The sequence below is a fragment of the Quatrionicoccus australiensis genome, assembly GCF_020510525.1.
GTDB classification, from domain to species: Bacteria; Pseudomonadota; Gammaproteobacteria; order Burkholderiales; family Rhodocyclaceae; genus Azonexus; species Azonexus australiensis_B.
The window spans coordinates 327,195-345,953 of record NZ_CP075188.1 but is presented as its reverse complement, the minus strand read 5'-3'; the positions used below and the strand labels follow the sequence as shown (position 1 = coordinate 345,953).

The 18,759-nt window shown below is 57.7% G+C and carries 15 protein-coding genes and 4 tRNA genes; 3 read left to right on the top strand and 16 right to left on the bottom strand.

Annotated elements, in window-relative coordinates; all coding sequences use genetic code 11:
* Positions 1-19: 19 nt before the first annotated feature.
* The 15 genes from rpoC to ilvD form a co-directional block, all read right to left on the bottom strand.
* The gene (gene rpoC / locus KI612_RS01585; RefSeq protein WP_226442096.1) at positions 20-4,222 is read right to left on the bottom strand and encodes a DNA-directed RNA polymerase subunit beta'; all 4,203 of its coding nucleotides are present in this window, start codon (positions 4,220-4,222) and stop codon (positions 20-22) included.
* Positions 4,223-4,243: 21 nt separating this feature from the next.
* On the bottom strand, positions 4,244-8,527 hold the full coding sequence (gene rpoB, locus KI612_RS01580) for a DNA-directed RNA polymerase subunit beta (protein ID WP_226442095.1): 4,284 nt from the start codon (positions 8,525-8,527) through the stop codon (positions 4,244-4,246).
* 205 nt (positions 8,528-8,732) lie between these two features.
* The gene (gene rplL, locus KI612_RS01575) at positions 8,733-9,104 is read right to left on the bottom strand and encodes a 50S ribosomal protein L7/L12 (protein WP_226442094.1); all 372 of its coding nucleotides are present in this window, start codon (positions 9,102-9,104) and stop codon (positions 8,733-8,735) included.
* Positions 9,105-9,142: 38 nt separating this feature from the next.
* On the bottom strand, positions 9,143-9,640 hold the full coding sequence (gene rplJ / locus KI612_RS01570; RefSeq protein WP_226442093.1) for a 50S ribosomal protein L10: 498 nt from the start codon (positions 9,638-9,640) through the stop codon (positions 9,143-9,145).
* Between the two features lie 231 nt (positions 9,641-9,871).
* Positions 9,872-10,567, bottom strand: a complete 696-nt coding sequence (gene rplA, locus KI612_RS01565; protein ID WP_226442092.1) for a 50S ribosomal protein L1 — start codon at positions 10,565-10,567, stop codon at positions 9,872-9,874.
* A gap of 2 nt (positions 10,568-10,569) precedes the next feature.
* Entirely contained in the window at positions 10,570-11,001 is a 432-nt protein-coding gene (gene rplK / locus KI612_RS01560) for a 50S ribosomal protein L11 (protein WP_226442091.1), read from the bottom strand.
* Between the two features lie 108 nt (positions 11,002-11,109).
* Positions 11,110-11,643 (bottom strand): transcription termination/antitermination protein NusG, encoded by a 534-nt coding sequence (gene nusG, locus KI612_RS01555; RefSeq protein WP_226442090.1) that lies wholly within the window; start codon positions 11,641-11,643, stop codon positions 11,110-11,112.
* A complete protein-coding gene (gene secE / locus KI612_RS01550) occupies positions 11,640-11,993 on the bottom strand; it encodes a preprotein translocase subunit SecE (RefSeq protein ID WP_226442089.1) in 354 nt (117 codons plus the stop codon). The genes nusG and secE overlap by 4 nt, the downstream gene beginning before the upstream one ends.
* 24 nt (positions 11,994-12,017) lie before the next feature.
* Positions 12,018-12,093, bottom strand: a tRNA-Trp gene (locus tag KI612_RS01545).
* Between the two features lie 60 nt (positions 12,094-12,153).
* On the bottom strand, positions 12,154-13,344 hold the full coding sequence (gene tuf, locus KI612_RS01540) for an elongation factor Tu (RefSeq protein WP_226442088.1): 1,191 nt from the start codon (positions 13,342-13,344) through the stop codon (positions 12,154-12,156).
* Between the two features lie 53 nt (positions 13,345-13,397).
* Positions 13,398-13,472, bottom strand: a tRNA-Thr gene (locus tag KI612_RS01535).
* Between the two features lie 29 nt (positions 13,473-13,501).
* Positions 13,502-13,575 (bottom strand) — tRNA-Gly (locus KI612_RS01530).
* A gap of 41 nt (positions 13,576-13,616) precedes the next feature.
* Positions 13,617-13,701: transfer RNA gene (locus KI612_RS01525), tRNA-Tyr, on the bottom strand.
* A 97-nt stretch (positions 13,702-13,798) separates the two neighbouring features.
* Positions 13,799-14,107, bottom strand: a complete 309-nt coding sequence (locus tag KI612_RS01520) for a c-type cytochrome (protein WP_226442087.1) — start codon at positions 14,105-14,107, stop codon at positions 13,799-13,801.
* 199 nt (positions 14,108-14,306) lie between these two features.
* Positions 14,307-16,163: a dihydroxy-acid dehydratase gene (gene ilvD / locus KI612_RS01515; RefSeq protein ID WP_226442086.1), complete on the bottom strand. Its 1,857-nt coding sequence runs from the start codon at positions 16,161-16,163 to the stop codon at positions 14,307-14,309.
* A 90-nt stretch (positions 16,164-16,253) separates the two neighbouring features.
* On the opposite strand from ilvD, the gene lgt reads away from it, so the two are divergent.
* From lgt to KI612_RS01500, 3 genes are all read left to right on the top strand, one after another.
* Entirely contained in the window at positions 16,254-17,042 is a 789-nt protein-coding gene (lgt, locus tag KI612_RS01510) for a prolipoprotein diacylglyceryl transferase (RefSeq protein WP_226442085.1), read from the top strand.
* Positions 17,043-17,115: 73 nt separating this feature from the next.
* Positions 17,116-17,592 (top strand): VOC family protein, encoded by a 477-nt coding sequence (locus KI612_RS01505; RefSeq protein ID WP_226442084.1) that lies wholly within the window; start codon positions 17,116-17,118, stop codon positions 17,590-17,592.
* Positions 17,593-17,599: 7 nt separating this feature from the next.
* Positions 17,600-18,364, top strand: coding sequence for a hypothetical protein (locus KI612_RS01500; protein WP_226442083.1), 765 nt, complete (start codon positions 17,600-17,602; stop codon positions 18,362-18,364).
* A gap of 51 nt (positions 18,365-18,415) precedes the next feature.
* Here KI612_RS01500 and KI612_RS01495 read toward each other — a convergent pair whose 3' ends face one another.
* Complete coding sequence (locus tag KI612_RS01495) at positions 18,416-18,757, bottom strand: P-II family nitrogen regulator (protein WP_226442082.1); 342 nt, start codon at positions 18,755-18,757, stop codon at positions 18,416-18,418.
* Positions 18,758-18,759: the final 2 nt, after the last annotated feature.

Below are 18,759 nucleotides of genomic sequence, written 5' to 3'. Positions count from 1 at the left end.
ATGGGGGTTGCTTACTAACTCAGGATGCCTGATCAGCTTCCTGAACAACAACTTCGTCTGCTGCTTCGAGGCGAATAGCCGAGGTATCGCCAGCCGCCGCGGCCTTCCGGGCGCGGTGATAAGCGAGACCGGTACCAGCCGGGATGAGGCGGCCAACAATGACGTTTTCCTTCAGACCGCGCAGTTCATCGCGCTTGCCCATGATTGCAGCTTCGGTCAGGACGCGTGTCGTTTCCTGGAAGGAAGCGGCGGAGATGAAGGAATCGGTCGACAAGGAGGCCTTGGTGATACCGAGCAGCATGTGTTCGAAGTTGGCCGGCAGCTTGCCTTCAGCGAGGACGCGATCATTTTCGGCCAGCAACTCTGCGCGTTCCACCTGTTCAGACTTGATGAACTTGGTGTCACCCGGCTCGGTAATCGCAACCCGACGCAGCATCTGGCGGACGATCACTTCAATATGCTTGTCGTTAATCTTCACGCCTTGCAAGCGATAAACGTCCTGAACTTCATCAGTGATGTAGCGCGCCAGAGCCTCGACACCCTGCAGACGCAAGATGTCGTGCGGATCCGGTTCGCCTTCGACAATCTTCTCGCCCTTGTTCACAACTTGACCATCGTGAACCAGGACATGCTTGTCCTTGGAAATGAGGAACTCATGAACATTGCCGTCCAGATCGGTAATCACCAGACGCTGCTTGCCCTTGGTGTCCTTGCCGAAGCTGATCGTACCCGTGTATTCAGCCAGGACAGAAGCATCCTTGGGCGTACGGGCTTCAAACAACTCGGCAACCCGCGGCAAACCACCGGTAATGTCACGAGTCTTGGCAGATTCCTGGGGCATACGTGCCAGCACATCACCAACGCCAACCTGCTGTCCATCCAGCACCGAAATAATCGAGCCAACCTGGAAGGCAATGGAGACGTGATGATCGCTGCCGGCAATACGAACTTCCTGACCATTTTCGTCGAGAAGCTTGACCACCGGGCGCAGCCCCTTGGTTGCAGCCTTGCCGCCACGCTTGTTGTCGATGACAACCAGCGTCGAGAGGCCGGTCACATCGTCAACCTGCTTGGCAACAGTGACACCCTCTTCGACATTTTCGAAGCGAACGGTACCGGCATACTCGGTAACGATCGGACGGGTATGCGGATCCCAGGTGGCCAGCTTGACGCCAGCCTTGACGACCTTGCCATCGTCGACAGACAGCATGGCGCCGTACGGAACCTTGTGGCGTTCGCGCTCGCGACCATGATCGTCGGTAATCAACACTTCGCCGGAACGGGAAATGACGACCTTTTCACCCTTGGCGCTGGTGACATAGCGCATGGTCGCGGTAAAGCGGACCGTACCGGCCGACTTCGACTCGACCTGGGAAGCAACAGCCGCCCGGGAGGCCGCACCACCGACGTGGAAGGTACGCATGGTGAGCTGGGTACCCGGCTCGCCGATCGACTGGGCGGCGATAACACCAACCGATTCCCCTGCATTGACCATCGAGCCGCGACCGAGGTCACGACCGTAGCACTTGGCGCACAAGCCGTAACGCGTATCGCAGGTCAGCGGCGTGCGGACCTTGACTTCGTCGATACCGAGCTTGTCGATCAGATCAACCAGATCCTCGTCGAGCATGGTGCCCGAGAAAATGACTGTTTCCTGGGTTTCAGGATCAACCAGATCGTCGACCGTAACGCGACCAAGAATCCGCTCGCGCAGCGCCTCGATCACTTCACCGCCCTCAACCAGCGCCTTGACGGCAAAGCCGTTCTTGGTGCCGCAGTCGTCTTCGGTAATAACCAAATCCTGCGTCACATCGACCAGACGACGCGTCAGGTAACCGGAGTTGGCGGTCTTCAGTGCCGTATCGGCCAGACCCTTACGAGCGCCGTGGGTTGAGATGAAGTACTGGAGAACGTTCAGACCTTCGCGGAAGTTGGTCGTAATCGGCGTTTCGATAATCGAGCCATCCGGCTTCGCCATCAGGCCGCGCATACCGGCCAGCTGACGAATCTGGGCTGCGGAGCCGCGAGCACCGGAGTCGGCCATCATGTAAATGGAGTTGAACGAGTCCTGCTTGACCTTCTTGCCGTGACGATCAATGGTTTCCTCGTGGCCGAGTTCGTCCATCATGACCTTGGCGACCTGGTCACCGGTACGACCCCAGATATCGACGACCTTGTTATAGCGCTCACCATTGGTCACCAGACCGTTGGTGTACTGGATCTCGATTTCCTTAACTTCGGCTTCGGCAGCAGCAATGATCTCGTGCTTCTTGGCCGGAACACGCATGTCGTCGGAACAGAAGGAGATACCGGCACGGGTCGCCAGGGCGTAACCGTTCTGCATCAGCTTGTCGGCAAAAACCACCGTTTCCTTCAGACCACAACGGCGGAAGGATTCGTCGATCAGCTTGGAGATTTCCTTCTTCTTCAGCGCGCGATCGATGCTCTTGAACGGCATGCCCTTCGGCAGGATCTTGGAGAGCAACGCACGACCGGCAGTGGTCTCAACGCGAACGATTTTCTCGTCCCATTCACCGTCGACCGCTGCGGGCTCATATTGCGGAATACGAACCGAGATGCGCGAGTGCACATCGAGCTCACCGGCCGCCATGGCGCGTTCGATTTCATTGGTATTAGCAAAGTACATGCCTTCGCCCTTGCCATTCACCTTTTCACGGGTCGCATAGTACAGACCCAGCACGATATCCTGCGACGGCACGATGATCGGCTGGCCGTTGGCGGGCGACAGCACGTTATTGGAGGCCAGCATCAGGGTCCGGGCTTCCATCTGCGCTTCGAGCGACAGCGGAACGTGGACAGCCATCTGGTCACCGTCGAAGTCGGCATTGAAGGCCGCACAGACGAGCGGGTGCAGCTGGATGGCCTTGCCTTCAATCAGGGTCGGTTCGAACGCCTGGATACCCAGACGGTGCAGCGTCGGCGCACGGTTCAGCATGACCGGATGTTCGCGGATGACATCTTCGAGGATGTCCCAGACGACCGGTTCCTGGCCTTCGACCATCTTTTTGGCTTGCTTGATGGTGGTGGCGTAGCCGAGCACTTCCAGCTTGTGGAAGATGAAGGGCTTGAACAACTCGAGCGCCATCAGCTTGGGCAGGCCGCACTGATGCAGCTTGAGCTGCGGACCGACCACGATGACCGAACGGCCGGAGTAGTCGACGCGCTTACCCAGCAAGTTCTGACGGAAACGACCGCCCTTGCCTTTGATCATGTCGGCCAGCGACTTGAGCGGACGCTTGTTGGCGCCAGTCATTGCCTTGCCGCGACGACCATTGTCGAGCAGGGAGTCAACCGACTCCTGCAGCATGCGCTTTTCGTTGCGCACGATGATTTCCGGGGCCTTGAGCTCGAGCAGACGCTTCAGACGGTTGTTGCGGTTGATGACACGACGATACAGATCGTTCAGGTCGGAGGTGGCGAAACGACCACCATCCAGCGGCACCAGCGGACGCAGATCCGGCGGCAGCACCGGCAGGACTTCAAGGACCATCCAGTCCGGCTTGATGCCGGACTTCAGGAAACCTTCAAGAATCTTCAGGCGCTTGGCGAGCTTCTTGTTCTTGGCTTCCGAACCGGTGACTTCGAGTTCGGCGCGCAGCGATTCGACTTCGCTCGGCAGATCGAGGTTGCGCAGCAGTTCACGGATACCTTCGGCACCCATCAGGGCATGGAATTCATCGCCATGCTCTTCCATCATTTCCAGATACTGTTCTTCCGTCAGCAACTGGCTGCGTTGCAGATTCGAGACCATGCCCGGATCAGTCACGACATAGGCTTCGAAGTACAGGACGCGTTCAATGTCGCGCAACGTCATGTCGAGCACCATGCCAAGACGGGACGGCAGCGACTTCAGGAACCAGATGTGAGCGGTCGGCGAGGCCAGTTCGATGTGACCCATACGGTCACGACGCACCTTGGCCAGCGTCACTTCAACGCCGCACTTTTCGCAGATCACGCCACGATGCTTGAGGCGCTTGTACTTGCCGCACAGGCATTCGTAATCCTTGATCGGGCCAAAGATCTTGGCGCAGAACAGGCCGTCACGCTCCGGCTTGAAGGTGCGGTAGTTGATGGTTTCGGGCTTCTTGACTTCACCGTAGGACCAGGAACGGATCTTTTCGGGCGAGGCGAGACCAATGGTAATCGCGTCGAATTCCTCTTCGGCGGTTACCTGCTTGAATAGATCGAGCAATGCTTTCATCGTTTAACTCCCAGCCCTAAATCAGTAACGTTCCAGATCGATATCGATCGCCAGCGAACGGATTTCCTTGACCAGCACATTGAAGGATTCCGGCATGCCGGCTTCAATCCTGTGCTCGCCCTTGACGATGTTTTCGTAGACCTTGGTCCGGCCATTCACGTCATCGGACTTCACCGTCAGCATTTCCTGCAGCACATAAGATGCGCCATAGGCTTCGAGGGCCCACACTTCCATTTCACCGAAGCGCTGACCACCGAACTGTGCCTTGCCACCCAGCGGCTGCTGGGTGACCAGGGAGTACGGGCCGGTCGAACGGGCGTGCATCTTGTCATCAACCAGGTGATGCAGCTTCAGGTAGTGCATGTAGCCAACCGTGACTTGACGCTCAAACGGCTCGCCAGTACGGCCATCAAACAGGGTCATCTGACCGGAAGACGGCATACCGGCCAGAGCCAGCATGGCTTTGATTTCACTATCCTTGGCGCCATCGAACACCGGCGTCGCAAACGGCACACCGGAAGTCAGGTTGCCCGCCATTTCGACAATTTCAGCATCGCTCAGTTCATCCAGGTTTTCCTGTTTGCCGCTGGCGTTATAGATCTTGTCGAGGAATGCGCGCAGTTCGCTCACGGCAACCTGTTGGCGCAGCATGGCATTGATCTGGTGACCAAGGCCTTTGGCAGCGAGACCAAGGTGAACTTCAAGAATCTGACCGACGTTCATCCGCGACGGTACACCAAGCGGATTCAACACGATGTCGACCGGGCTGCCATCTTCCATGTGCGGCATGTCTTCAACCGGCAGGATGCGTGAAACAACACCCTTGTTACCGTGACGACCGGCCATCTTGTCACCCGGTTGCAGGCGACGCTTGACGGCGACATAAACCTTGACCATCTTCTGCACGCCAGGCGGCAGTTCATCACCTTGCGTCAGCTTCTTGCGCTTGGCTTCGAAAGCGGAGTCAAAGTCCTTGCGGGCCTGTTCCAGACCATCCTTGACCTGCTCCAACTGCTGAGCAATCTCGTCGTCAGCCAGACGGATGTCAAACCAGTGATGCGGATCCATTCCGTCCAGGTAGGCCTGGTCAATGGTTGAACCCTTGGCCAGCTTCTTCGGACCGCCATTGGCCTTCTTGCCAACGATCAGACGTTCGATACGGGCGAAAGCGTCGCGCTCGACAATACGCATCTGGTCAGCCAGATCGAGCTTGTAGTGACGCAGGTGCTCGTCGATGATCGACTGGGCACGCTTGTCGCGCTCAATGCCTTCACGGGTAAAGACCTGGACATCAATCACGGTACCGGCGATGCCGGACGGCACGCGCAGCGAGGTGTCCTTAACGTCGGAAGCCTTTTCACCGAAGATGGCGCGCAAGAGCTTTTCTTCCGGCGTCAGCTGGGTTTCGCCCTTGGGCGTAACCTTGCCGACGAGTACATCGGCAGCTTCAACTTCGGCACCAATGTACACAATGCCGGAATCATCCAGGCGGGACAGCTGCGACTCACCCAGCGAAGCGATGTCGCGGGTGATTTCTTCAGGACCGAGCTTGGTGTCACGAGCCACAACCGTCAGTTCCTCGATATGAATCGAGGTGTAGCGATCTTCAGCAACGACGCGTTCGGAGATCAGGATCGAGTCTTCGAAGTTGTAGCCATTCCACGGCATGAAGGCGATCAGCATGTTCTGACCGAGAGCGAGTTCGCCCTTGTCGGTCGACGCACCGTCGGCCACCACATCACCACGGGCGATCTTGTCACCAACGCGGACCAGCGGACGCTGGTTGATGTTGGTATTCTGGTTGGAGCGGGTGTACTTCACCAGATTGTAGATATCGACACCGACTTCACCGGCTACGGTTTCGTCGTCATTGACGCGAACCACGACACGGCCGGCATCAACGTAATCAACCATACCGCCGCGGCGAGCGACAACGGCAGTACCCGAGTCGACAGCCACAGTACGCTCGATGCCAGTACCAACCAGCGCCTTTTCCGGACGCAGGCAAGGAACGGCCTGACGTTGCATGTTGGCGCCCATCAACGCGCGGTTCGCGTCATCGTGCTCAAGGAAGGGAATCAGCGAGGCAGCGACAGAAACGATCTGGCCCGGAGCCACGTCCATGTATTGGACGCGAGCCGGTTCGGCCAGAATGGTTTCACCCTTTTCGCGGCAAGTCACCAGATCATCGGACAGACGGTTGTTTTCGTCGAGCGCGGCATTGGCCTGGGCGACAACGTAATTACCTTCTTCAATCGCCGACAGATATTCGATGTCGTTGGTCACCTGACCGTCATTGACCTTGCGGTAGGCAGTCTCGATGAAGCCGTAATCATTGACGCGAGCAAACAGAGCCAGCGAATTGATCAGACCGATATTCGGACCTTCCGGCGTTTCGATCGGGCAGACGCGACCATAGTGGGTCGGATGCACGTCACGTACTTCAAAACCGGCACGTTCGCGGGTCAGACCACCCGGGCCAAGAGCGGAAACACGACGCTTGTGGGTAATTTCCGACAGCGGATTGGTCTGGTCCATGAACTGCGACAGTTGGCTGGAACCAAAGAACTCCTTGATGGCAGCACTGATCGGCTTGGCGTTGATCAGGTCATGCGGCATCAGGTTATCGGACTCGGCTTGCGACAAGCGCTCCTTGACGGCACGCTCGACACGCACCAAACCAGCACGGAACTGATTCTCGGCCAATTCGCCGACGGAACGAACACGACGGTTGCCAAGGTGGTCAATGTCGTCGATTTCACCGCGACCATTACGCAATTCGACGAGAATCTTGATGACTTCAACGATGTCGCGCGGGGAGAGGGTCAGCTGTTCGCGCACTTCGACATTCGCACCAAGCGGCTTGATCTTTGCAGCTAGCGCTTCTGCAGCTTCCTTGGTCAGATTCTCGGAGAGAGCACGCGGACCGTAAGGCATCAGGCCAACCAGATCCTGAATGGCGGCCAGCGGGAAGCCGGAACCCTCAGCGAGATTGCGCAGGGCGGCTTCAGCCTTGGAGGCCAGACTGCGGACCATGACCTTGTATTCAATGACATCCTGGCGAGCCAGGCGACGGTTGAACTTCATCCGGCCAACGCCGGAGAGGTCATAACGCTCATCAGAATAGAAAAGGCCGTTGAACAAGATTTCAACAGCTTCTTCCGTCGGCGGCTCACCCGGACGCATCATGCGATAGATCGCGACACGGGCAGCCTGACGCGAAGCCGTTTCGTCGGCGCGCAGCGTATTGGAGATGAAAGCACCGCGATCCAGATCGTTCGTGTACAACGTCTCGACGGTGGTGATTTCAGCTTCACGCAGCTTGGCCAGCAAGGTTTCCGTGATCTCGTCATTCGCATTGGCAACGACCTCGCCGGTTGCCTTGTCGATGATGTTTCTGGCAATCACCCGGCCAATGATGAAGTCTTCCGGTACAACGATCTGCTTCAGCGAGGCGGCACCGATGTCGCGAATGTGCTTCGCGGTGATGCGCTTGTCTTTCGCAACAATGACTTTGCCATCCGGCCCGACGAAGTCGAAACGGGCAACCTCGCCACGCAAACGCTCGGGAACCAATGTGAACTCGACGCTCTCCTGACCAAGCAGGAAGGTATCGAAGTCGAAGAACTCGCTGAGGATTTCTTCGGAGGACATGCCGATCGCCTTGAGCAGCGTCGTAACCGGCATCTTGCGGCGACGGTCGACACGGAAAAAGAGCGTATCTTTCGGATCGAATTCGAAATCCAGCCATGAGCCACGGTAAGGAATAACCCGTGCCGAAAAAAGCAACTTGCCGGAGCTGTGTGTCTTGCCGCGATCGTGCTCAAAGAACACGCCGGGAGAACGATGCAACTGCGAGACGATGACGCGTTCGGTACCATTGATCACGAAGGAACCATTGGTGGTCATGAGCGGAATTTCGCCCATGTACACTTCCTGCTCCTTCACTTCCTTGACCGTATCGGGCGCTTCGCGATCCATGATCACCAGACGCACGCGAGCACGCAGGGAAGAAGCGAAAGTCAGGCCGCGTTGCTGGCACTCGGTAACATCGAATGCCGGTTCGCCCAGCATAAAGCTGACGAACTCAAGACGCGCATTGCCGGAGTGAGAAACGATCGGGAAAATCGAGGTGAACGCGGCTTGCAAGCCTTCGTTTTTGCGCTTTTCAGCAGGGACTTCCGCTTGCAAAAAAGCGGTGAAGGACTCGAGCTGGGTCGCAAGCAGGAAGGGAATGTCAAGTACGCTGGCGCGCTTGGCAAAACTCTTGCGGATGCGTTTCTTCTCGGTGAAGGAGTAAGTCATGGTAACTCCGTGAGGATGAAATCAAACATGGAACCTGTCGAAACAGGCAAACGCAAACGGGCTCGCCTCCCTTTTGGGGAAGAGGAAAGCATCGCTTGCGTTTGCCAGTTGGCGTTATTCAAGTTCGTTTCTGGTTTAGTAAGGCCTGTACTACAAAGCACAAAAGGGCTGGCGGTAAACCGCCAGCCCGGATAGCGCAAGTCGATTACTTGACTTCGACCTTGGCGCCAGCTTCTTCCAGTTGCTTCTTGAGGGCTTCTGCATCAGCCTTCGAGACGCCTTCCTTGACAGCCTTCGGAGCGCCGTCGACCAGATCCTTGGCTTCCTTGAGGCCCAGGCCGGTAACAGCACGAACGACCTTAATGACTTCAACCTTCTTGTCGCCCGGACCGAGCAGCATGACGGTGAATTCGGTCTGCTCTTCAGCAGCGGCAGCGGCACCAGCAGCCGGACCGGCAACGGCGACGGCAGCAGCGGAAACGCCAAACTTCTCTTCGAATGCCTTGACCAGGTCATTCAGTTCCATAACGGTCAGGGAGCCAACGGCTTCCAGGATGTCTTCTTTGCTAATTGCCATTTCAATAAACTCCTAAATCAGTTCGTATGCGGTGAGGATTAAGCGGCAGCTTCTTCGCGTTGTTTTGCCAGAGCGTCGAGGCCGCGGACGAAGCCGGCAACCGGAGCTTGCATGACGTACAACAGCTTGGAGAGCAACTCTTCGCGGCTCGGCACGGAGGCGAGAGCCTGCACACCGGCTTTGTCGAGCACCTTGCCAGCGTAAGAGCCAGCCTTGAGCACGAGCTTGTCGTTGGTTTTTGCGAAGTCGTTAAGAACCTTCGCAGCAGCCACGGGATCGGCGGATACGCTATAGATCAGCGGACCGACCATTTGGTCAGCCAGGTCGGCGAACGAAGTGCCCGCGACCGCGCGACGAACCAAGGTATTCTTCAACACACGTAGATACACACCAGACTCGCGTGCCTTCTTGCGCAGCACGGTGAGGTCAACAACCTCAATGCCACGGTATTCGGCAATCACGATAGTCTCTGCGTTGGCCACTTGTGCCGACACCTCAGCTACAACCGCTTTTTTGTCGTTCAGATTGAGACCCACAGGTCTTTCCTCCTTTCAAGTCATAACACGACGGGAAGAATTTCCCGCCGCACCTACGGCGACCTGAACCAGAAGCTATGCTGCCCGTTACCGGCCAGCAGAAAATCTTGTTCTGGGACACCGTCTGCGCAGGGTGCTCTCGCTATTAAGCTCCGTTACCGGGGCGCCTGCGGTCTTTGACGATCTGCTGGCAACCGTTGTTAAACGACTGCCAACAGCCCAAAGTACTTTTTAGCCAACCAGCGTAGCCTGATCGACGCGAACGCCGGGGCCCATCGTGGCAGCAACAGCAACCTTGCGAAGATACTGACCTTTGGAGGTAGCAGGTTTCGCTTTCTGCAGCGCATCAATCAGCGCCTTGAGGTTGGTTTCGAGATTTTCGACCGAGAAGGAAGCACGACCGATCGTGGCGTGAATGATGCCGGCCTTGTCGGTACGGTATTGAACCTGACCAGCCTTGGCATTCTTGACGGCGGTAACCACATCCATGGTCACCGTGCCAACCTTCGGGTTCGGCATCAGGCCACGCGGACCCAGAACCTGACCGAGTTGACCAACGACCTTCATGGCATCAGGCGTTGCGATCACAACGTCGAAATCCAGCTTGCCGGCCTTGACGTCAGCGGCAAGATCGTCAAAACCGACGACTTCGGCACCAGCAGCACGGGCTGCTTCAGCCTTTTCGCCCTGGGCGAAAACAGCCACACGCACCGACTTGCCGGTACCAGCCGGCAACACGACGGAGCCACGCACCACTTGATCCGACTTGCGAGCATCAACACCGAGGTTGACAGCAACGTCGATCGATTCATCGAACTTGGCAGTCGCAGTTTCCTTGGCCAGCGCCAGTGCTTCCTGCACCGGATAGAGCTTCATTGCGACGATCTTGCCCTGTTGGGCCTTTTGTTTTTTCGTGAGCTTAGCCATGATTACAGACCCTCAACCGTGATACCCATGGAGCGGGCGGAACCAGCGATCGTACGAACAGCAGCATCCATATCGGAAGCCGTCAGATCGGGCATCTTGGTCTTGGCAATTTCTTCAGCCTGGGCACGGGTGATCTTGCCGACCTTGTCGGTATGCGGCTTGGCCGAACCGGACTTGATGCCGGCAGCCTTCTTGATCAGGATCGTTGCCGGCGGAGTCTTCATCACAAAAGTGAAAGACTTGTCGGCAAAAGCAGTGATCACGACCGGAATCGGCAGACCCGGCTCAACGCCTTGCGTCTGGGCATTGAATGCCTTGCAGAATTCCATGATATTCAGACCGCGCTGACCCAGCGCCGGACCGATCGGGGGGGACGGATTTGCTTTGCCTGCCGGCACTTGCAGCTTGATGTAGCCAATAATTTTCTTGGCCATAATGACTCCTAACTCGTGAGTTGTAGCGCGCTTTCAGTCAAACAATCAACTTACTCACGCTCCTCTTGCCGGAACAACGGGTCTCCGGCTGACCCTTGAATCCCTGACTCAGGACTTCTCGACCTGAGCAAACTCCAGCTCAACCGGCGTGGCACGACCGAAAATGGTCACAGACACACGCAAGCGATTTTTTTCGTAATTCACGTCCTCGACCGAGCCATGGAAATCCGTGAACGGACCTTCCTTGACACGAACAACCTCACCAACTTCAAACAGCACTTTCGGACGTGGCTTTTCAACCCCCTCCTGCATCTGCTGCATAATCTTTTCAACTTCCTTTTCGGAAATCGGCGTCGGACGGTTGGCAGTCCCGCCAACAAAACCGGTCACCTTTGGCGTGTTTTTCACCAAGTGCCAGGAGTCATCATCCATTTCCATTTCGCACAGCACATAGCCCGGAAAGAACTTGCGCTCGGAAATGGATTTCTGACCACCCTTCATCTCGACGACTTCTTCAACCGGAACCAGAATCCGACCGAATTTATCTTGCATATCCAAGCGGGTAATGCGCTCCTGAATGGCGCGCATTACACTTTTCTCGAAGCCGGAGTAGGCATGTACGACATACCAGCGTTTACTCATGATTTCTTCCAGCCCAGCACGAGATCATAAAGAACCCACTCGAGGCTCTTGTCAGTCAGATAGAGAAACAAGGCCATAACAACAACAAAGGCAAATACAGCACCTGTTGTCTGCATGGTTTCCTTGCGAGAAGGCCACACCACCTTTTTTGCTTCGACAACAGCCTCGTTGGCAAATGCAAAAAAACGCTGACCCGGCTCAGTTTTCCAGGCCACGGCACTTGCAAGCGCCAGCCCGACGAGAACCGCAAGGACGCGCAAAATCAATGCCTGCTCGGAGAGCAGGTAGAAACCAGCCACGCCAGCCGCCAGAATAACCAGCGCCAGCGCAAACTTGATCTTGTCAGCCATGACGTTCGCGATCTTTAAAGAGAGTGGCAGGGGCGGAGGGAATCGAACCCCCGACCTACGGTTTTGGAAACCGTTGCTCTACCAATTGAGCTACACCCCTGCGGCAGAAAAACCAAAGCGCCTCGGTTTCCCGAAGCGCCTCAATTACAAAAACCAGCGATTACTCGATGATCTTGGCGACAACACCGGCGCCAACGGTACGACCACCTTCGCGGATAGCGAAGCGCAGACCATCTTCCATGGCGATCGGCGCAATCAGCTTGACCGTCATCTGGATGTTGTCACCCGGCATAACCATTTCAACGCCTTCCGGCAGCGAAATCGCGCCGGTCACGTCGGTCGTGCGGAAGTAGAACTGCGGACGGTAGTTGTTGAAGAACGGGGTATGACGACCGCCTTCATCCTTCGACAGAACGTACACTTCGCCAGTGAAGTGGGTGTGCGGGGTGATCGAACCCGGCTTGCACAGCACTTGACCACGTTCAACATCTTCACGCTTGGTGCCACGCAGCAGCGCGCCAACGTTGTCGCCAGCCTGACCTTGATCAAGCAGCTTGCGGAACATTTCAACACCGGTACAGGTGGTCTTGACGGTCGGACGGATACCGACGATCTCGATTTCTTCACCAACCTTGACAACGCCACGCTCGATACGACCGGTCACCACGGTACCGCGACCAGAGATCGAGAAGACGTCTTCAACCGGCATCAGGAACGGCAGATCAACAGCACGCTCCGGGGTCGGAATGTAGGAGTCCAGCGCATCGGCCAGACGGAAGATCGACGGCTCGCCAATTTCGGACTGGTCGCCTTCGAGGGCCTTCAGAGCGGAACCATGAACGATCGGGGTGTCATCACCCGGGAAATCGTACTTGGACAGCAGTTCGCGCAGTTCCATTTCGACCAGCTCGAGCAGCTCGGCATCGTCAACCATGTCGCACTTGTTCATGTACACCAGAACGTACGGCACACCAACCTGGCGAGCCAGCAGGATGTGTTCGCGGGTTTGCGGCATCGGGCCGTCAGCAGCGGAACAGACCAGAATGGCGCCGTCCATCTGGGCAGCACCGGTAATCATGTTCTTGACGTAGTCAGCGTGACCCGGGCAATCAACGTGGGCGTAGTGACGATTTGCGGTTTCGTATTCGACGTGGGCGGTATTGATGGTAATACCACGAGCCTTTTCTTCCGGCGCCGCATCGATCTGGTCGTATGCCTTGGCAGCACCACCAAACTTGGCAGCCAGCACCGTGGTGATCGCAGCCGTCAGCGTCGTCTTGCCGTGGTCAACGTGACCAATCGTGCCGACGTTTACGTGCGGCTTGGTACGCTCGAATTTTTCCTTAGCCATTCTAGTTCCTCAATAATCAGATAAATAAAAAATCCAGAATCCAAGCCAATCGGTGGTGCCCATGGGCAGGATCGAACTGCCGACCTCTCCCTTACCAAGGGAGTGCTCTACCACTGAGCCACATGGGCCTACCTTAAAACTCCAGCTGTACCGCACATGGAGCGGGTGAAGGGAATCGAACCCTCGTCTTAAGCTTGGAAGGCTTCAGCTCTACCATTGAGCTACACCCGCTTATCCTTTGCCCGCAGCACAGGCCGCTACAGCATTCAATCTGGTGGAGGGAGAAGGATTCGAACCTTCGAAGGCAGAGCCGACAGATTTACAGTCTGTTCCCGTTGACCGCTTGGGTATCCCTCCGGAGAACGCAAGATTATCCTGACTACACAAGCCCGTGTCAACACCTATGAAAACAAAAAAGCCGGCCCATGGCCGGCTTTCTGCTTCCAAGCGCAAATTACTTCTGGGACAGAACCCAGGTAACCAGCTTCTTGGCCTCATCTTCGGTAACGTTGTTCGGCGGCATCGGAGTCGGACCCCAAACACCACTACCACCCGCCTTGACCTTGGCAGCCAGCTTGGCCGGAGCAGCCTTGTCACCCTTGTACTTGGCGGCAACTTCCTTGTAAGCCGGACCGACCAGCTTCTTGTCGATGGCATGGCAAGCCATGCAGTTCTTTGCTTTTGCCAGGGCTTCGTCGGCCTGTGCTTGGCCGGCCATCACGATGCCTGCGGCTGCCATCATGGCAATATAAACAGCTTTCATTATCTCGCTCCGATTGTCGGGTTGGTGGGTAAATCAGCATGTGATGATAAAACCCTTTTAACTCCCGTGCAAACCGCTTTTCACATTGCAGCACACGGGAGTCAGCATCGGTCTTTTCTGGTCACAGACATTTAACGCAGCATGTTACACAGCGTTGACCGGCAAAACAAAGACAATGCCGGTCAAGAACCCCTGCATGTTACTTGCGACGCTGAATCTGCTTGATGTCACGCACCGCCCCCTTGTCGGCAGAGGTCGCCATCAGCGCATATGCCTGCAAGGCAGCAGAAACAACGCGCTCACGCTCAACCGGCTTCCAGGCAGCATCACCAAGCGCCTCCATTGCTGCCCGACGCTTTGCCAGATCAGCCTCGGACACGGCAAGATGAATGCGACGATTCGGGATATCGATTTCTATCGTATCGCCCTCTTCCACCAAGCCGATCGCACCACCATCGGCCGCTTCCGGCGAGGCGTGACCGATCGACAGACCAGAAGTACCACCGGAGAAACGGCCATCGGTGAGCAGTGCGCAAGCCTTGCCGAGGCCCATCGACTTCAGATAGGAAGTCGGATAGAGCATTTCCTGCATGCCCGGGCCGCCCTTCGGGCCTTCGTAGCGGATCACGACCACGTCGCCGGCGACGATTTTCTCGCCCAGAATGGCGTCGACCGCTGCATCCTGACTTTCGAAAACACGGGCACGGCCACTGAATTTCCAGATCGACTCATCGACACCTGCCGTCTTGACGATACAACCGTCGAGTGCAATGTTGCCGTAAAGCACAGCCAGGCCGCCCTCCTGCGAGAAGGCATTGGCCTTGTTGCGGATACAGCCATGGGTACGATCCAGATCAAGCTCATTGAAGCGGCGATCCTGCGAGAAGGCGACCTGCGTCGGCACACCCCCCGGCGAAGCCTTGAAAAACTCATGCACCTTCACGTCGTGTTCGCGCACCACATCCCAACGATCAATGGCTTCACCGATATTCTTGGTATGCACGGTCGGCACATCGCGCGTGATCAGACCCGCCCGATCCAGCTCACCAAGAATGCCCATGATGCCGCCGGCACGATGCACATCCTCGATATGGTACTTGTCGGTCATCGGTGCAACCTTGCACAGACAGGGCACTGCCCGCGAAATGCGGTCGATGTCGGCCATCGTGAAGTCAACGCCGGCCTCCTGGGCCGTAGCCAGGATGTGCAGCACGGTATTGGTCGAGCCACCCATCGCAACGTCCAGCGTCATCGCATTTTCAAAAGCAGCCTTGGTGGCGATTGAGCGCGGCAGCACCGAGGTGTCATCCTGTTCGTAGTAGCGCTTGCACAGTTCGACGATCTGGCGACCAGCACGCAGGAAAAGTTGCTTGCGGTCTGCATGCGTGGCGACCACCGTGCCATTGCCAGGCAGACTCAGACCAAAGGCCTCGGTCAGGCAATTCATCGAATTGGCGGTGAACATGCCGGAACAGGAGCCGCAGGTCGGACAAGCCGAACGTTCGATCTCATCGAGGTCGGACTGGGAAACCGAGTGATCGGCCGCCTTGACCATGGCATCGACCAGATCGAGATGGACAACCTGCCCCTGCAGCGTGACCTTGCCAGCCTCCATCGGCCCGCCGGAAACGAAGATGACCGGGATGTTGAGGCGCATCGCGGCCATCAGCATGCCCGGGGTGATCTTGTCGCAGTTGGAGATGCAGACCATGGCATCGGCACAGTGCGCATTGACCATGTACTCAACGGAGTCGGCAATCAGGTCGCGACTGGGCAGCGAGTAGAGCATGCCACTGTGGCCCATGGCGATGCCGTCGTCGATGGCGATGGTGTTGAATTCCTTGGCAACACCGCCGGCCGCTTCGATCTCGCGCGCCACCAGTTGGCCCATGTCCTTCAGATGCACATGACCCGGCACGAACTGGGTGAAACTGTTGACCACGGCAATGATCGGCTTGCCGAAATCGCCATCCTTCATGCCGGTAGCGCGCCACAGAGAGCGGGCACCAGCCATGTTGCGACCGTGGGTGGAAGTACGTGAGCGGTATTGCGGCATGGGAATCTCCATCTGAAACATGGCGCCCGAAGTCGTGTAACAAAAGGCGCGAACTATAATCGGCTAATTCTAGCCCACTCTGCGCCCCCGATGCTTATCCACCCCCAGTTCGACCCCGTCGCCATCTGGCTCGGCCCCTTGCCGATCCGCTGGTATGGCCTGATGTACCTGCTTGCCTTCGCCCAGTTCATCCTGCTCGGGCGTTACCGGATCAAAACCCGACCGTCGATCATGAGCGCCGAACAACTCGACGACCTGCTGTTTTACGGCATGCTCGGCGTCATTCTGGGCGGTCGACTCGGCCAGGTGCTGTTTTACGAACCGGGCTATTACTTCTCGCATCCGCTCGAGATCATTGCCGTCTGGAAAGGCGGCATGAGTTTCCACGGCGGCTTCCTTGGCGTCGTCATCGCGCTCGGCCTGTGGGCGAAAAAGCAGAACCTGAACTGGCTCGCCGTCACCGACTTTGTCGCCCCGCTGGTGCCGCTTGGCCTGGCCGCCGGGCGCGTCGGCAACTTCATCAATGGCGAACTGTGGGGCCGCGTTGCCGACGCCAACCTGCCCTGGGCGATGGTCTTCCCGCAGGCCGGCGACCTGCAGCCACGCCATCCGTCGCAGCTCTATCATGTCGGCCTTGAAGGGATTGCCCTGTTTCTCATCCTCTGGCTCTACGCCGGCAAAAACCGCCCGCGCGGCGCGTTGACCGGTGCAGGGCTGGTTGGCTACGGCTGTTTCCGCTTCATCACCGAATACTTCCGCGAACCGGATGCCGGCATTTTCGGGCAGTCCTACACGATCAGCATGGGCCAGTGGCTGTCGCTGCCGATGATCGCCGTCGGCATCCTGCTGCTCGTCCTGGCCTACCGGAAACGGACCTGAAACGGCACTTCCGCTCGCCGGCGAAGACTTTATAATTATGGATTACGTTATCCATACAGACAGGAATCGAGTCATGACACGTCCCTTCAAGGTTCTCGGCATCCAGCAAATCGCCATTGGCGGTCCGTCCAAGGAAAAACTGCGCACCCTGTGGGTCGAAAAGTTCGGCCTGGAAATCACCAGCACCTTCGTCTCCGAGCGCGAGAACGTTGATGAAGACATCTGCGCCATGGGCACCGGCCCGTTCAAGGTCGAAGTCGACCTGATGCAGCCGCTCGATCCGGAAAAGAAGCCGGCCGTACACGCCACCCCGCTCAATCACGTTGGCCTGTGGATCGATGACCTGCCCAAGGCCGTCGAATGGCTCTCCGCCAACGGTGTGCGTTTCGCACCGGGCGGCATCCGCAAGGGCGCCGCCGGTTTCGACATCACCTTCCTGCACCCGAAGGGCAACGAGGAATTCCCGATCGGCGGCGAAGGCGTCCTGATCGAACTGGTCCAGGCACCGCCGGAAGTCGTTTCGGCCTTCGCCAAACTGGCTGCGCAATAAGCAACACATGAACGACGAGCTCCCCGAGGACGACCTCGAGGATTCCCGGGCGGCGCTGGCGCCGACCCTGGAAGCGGCAGCCGCGATCCTGCCCTGGGTGGCCAAGCCGCGGCCCTTGCGCTTCGACGAGAAGCTCAACCAGCGCTGGGTCGCCGCCGCCTGCCGCCTGTCCATCGCCTGGTCGGAACGCCACGGCCAGACGGTCGACGACACCCGGCCGGCCATTTTCGCCCTCTACGGCATTGCCCTGGAAACCGCCGATGCCGATTGCCTGCATCTCGGCGAAGCGCTGGCCAGTGCGAGCGATCTGCTGGAGGAAGGCAACCCGGCGCCACGCCTGATCGCAGCATTGACCGCTACCATCGAATGCCTGGCGGAAGAAGGCGGACTTGAACACGTGCTGTTTGCCGAACGCGCCCGGCATTTCGCACAGCGCCTTGAGAGCAGCATGGCGCCTTCGGCCAGCGGCAACCAGCGCTCTCCGGTGCTTGACCGCCTGTTCGTCGGCGAAGCCAGCGAACGCCTCGAGCGCATGCATGACGCACTCGCCGCCTTGCCGCCGGATGCCTACGCCCTCAAGCTCGAAGCCGATGAAATCGCACAGCAGGCCGAGCATCTGGAGCTTTTTGGCATCGTGCATCTGGCCCGCCAGATCGAGCGAACGATTCCCGGCCAGGATGGCACCGGCGATCTCGACCAGCCGCAACTGCGCCAGACGATGCAGGATTTGCTGCATCAGCTCGAAACCGCGATCGCAGCGGTCGACGTCTGAAAAAGACCGAAAATCACGGCCGCCGGATTTTGCCCGGCGACCGCTGATCGCCTAAAGCTCCGGGCTACCCGGCATGGTCTTGAAGATGAAGGCGGCACGCTCGACTTCAACCATCCATACCAGACCATCGCCGTAATGCCCGGTCTGGGCAACCTCGGTAATACGCCGGAAAATATCCTCGGCAACCTCGTCGGGCGCGACAATCTCGATACGCACCTTGGGCGTGTAATCGGTCAGTTCGTCCTTGATCTTGTTGCGCGCGACATGCCGACTGGGCGCGCTGCAGCCCTCGACCTTGCTCACCGTCATGCCGGGAAAACCCGGCAGGACAATCAATGCATCACGCAAGGCCGCCAGTTTGTTGGGGCGGATCACCGCCTTGATCTCTTTCATCG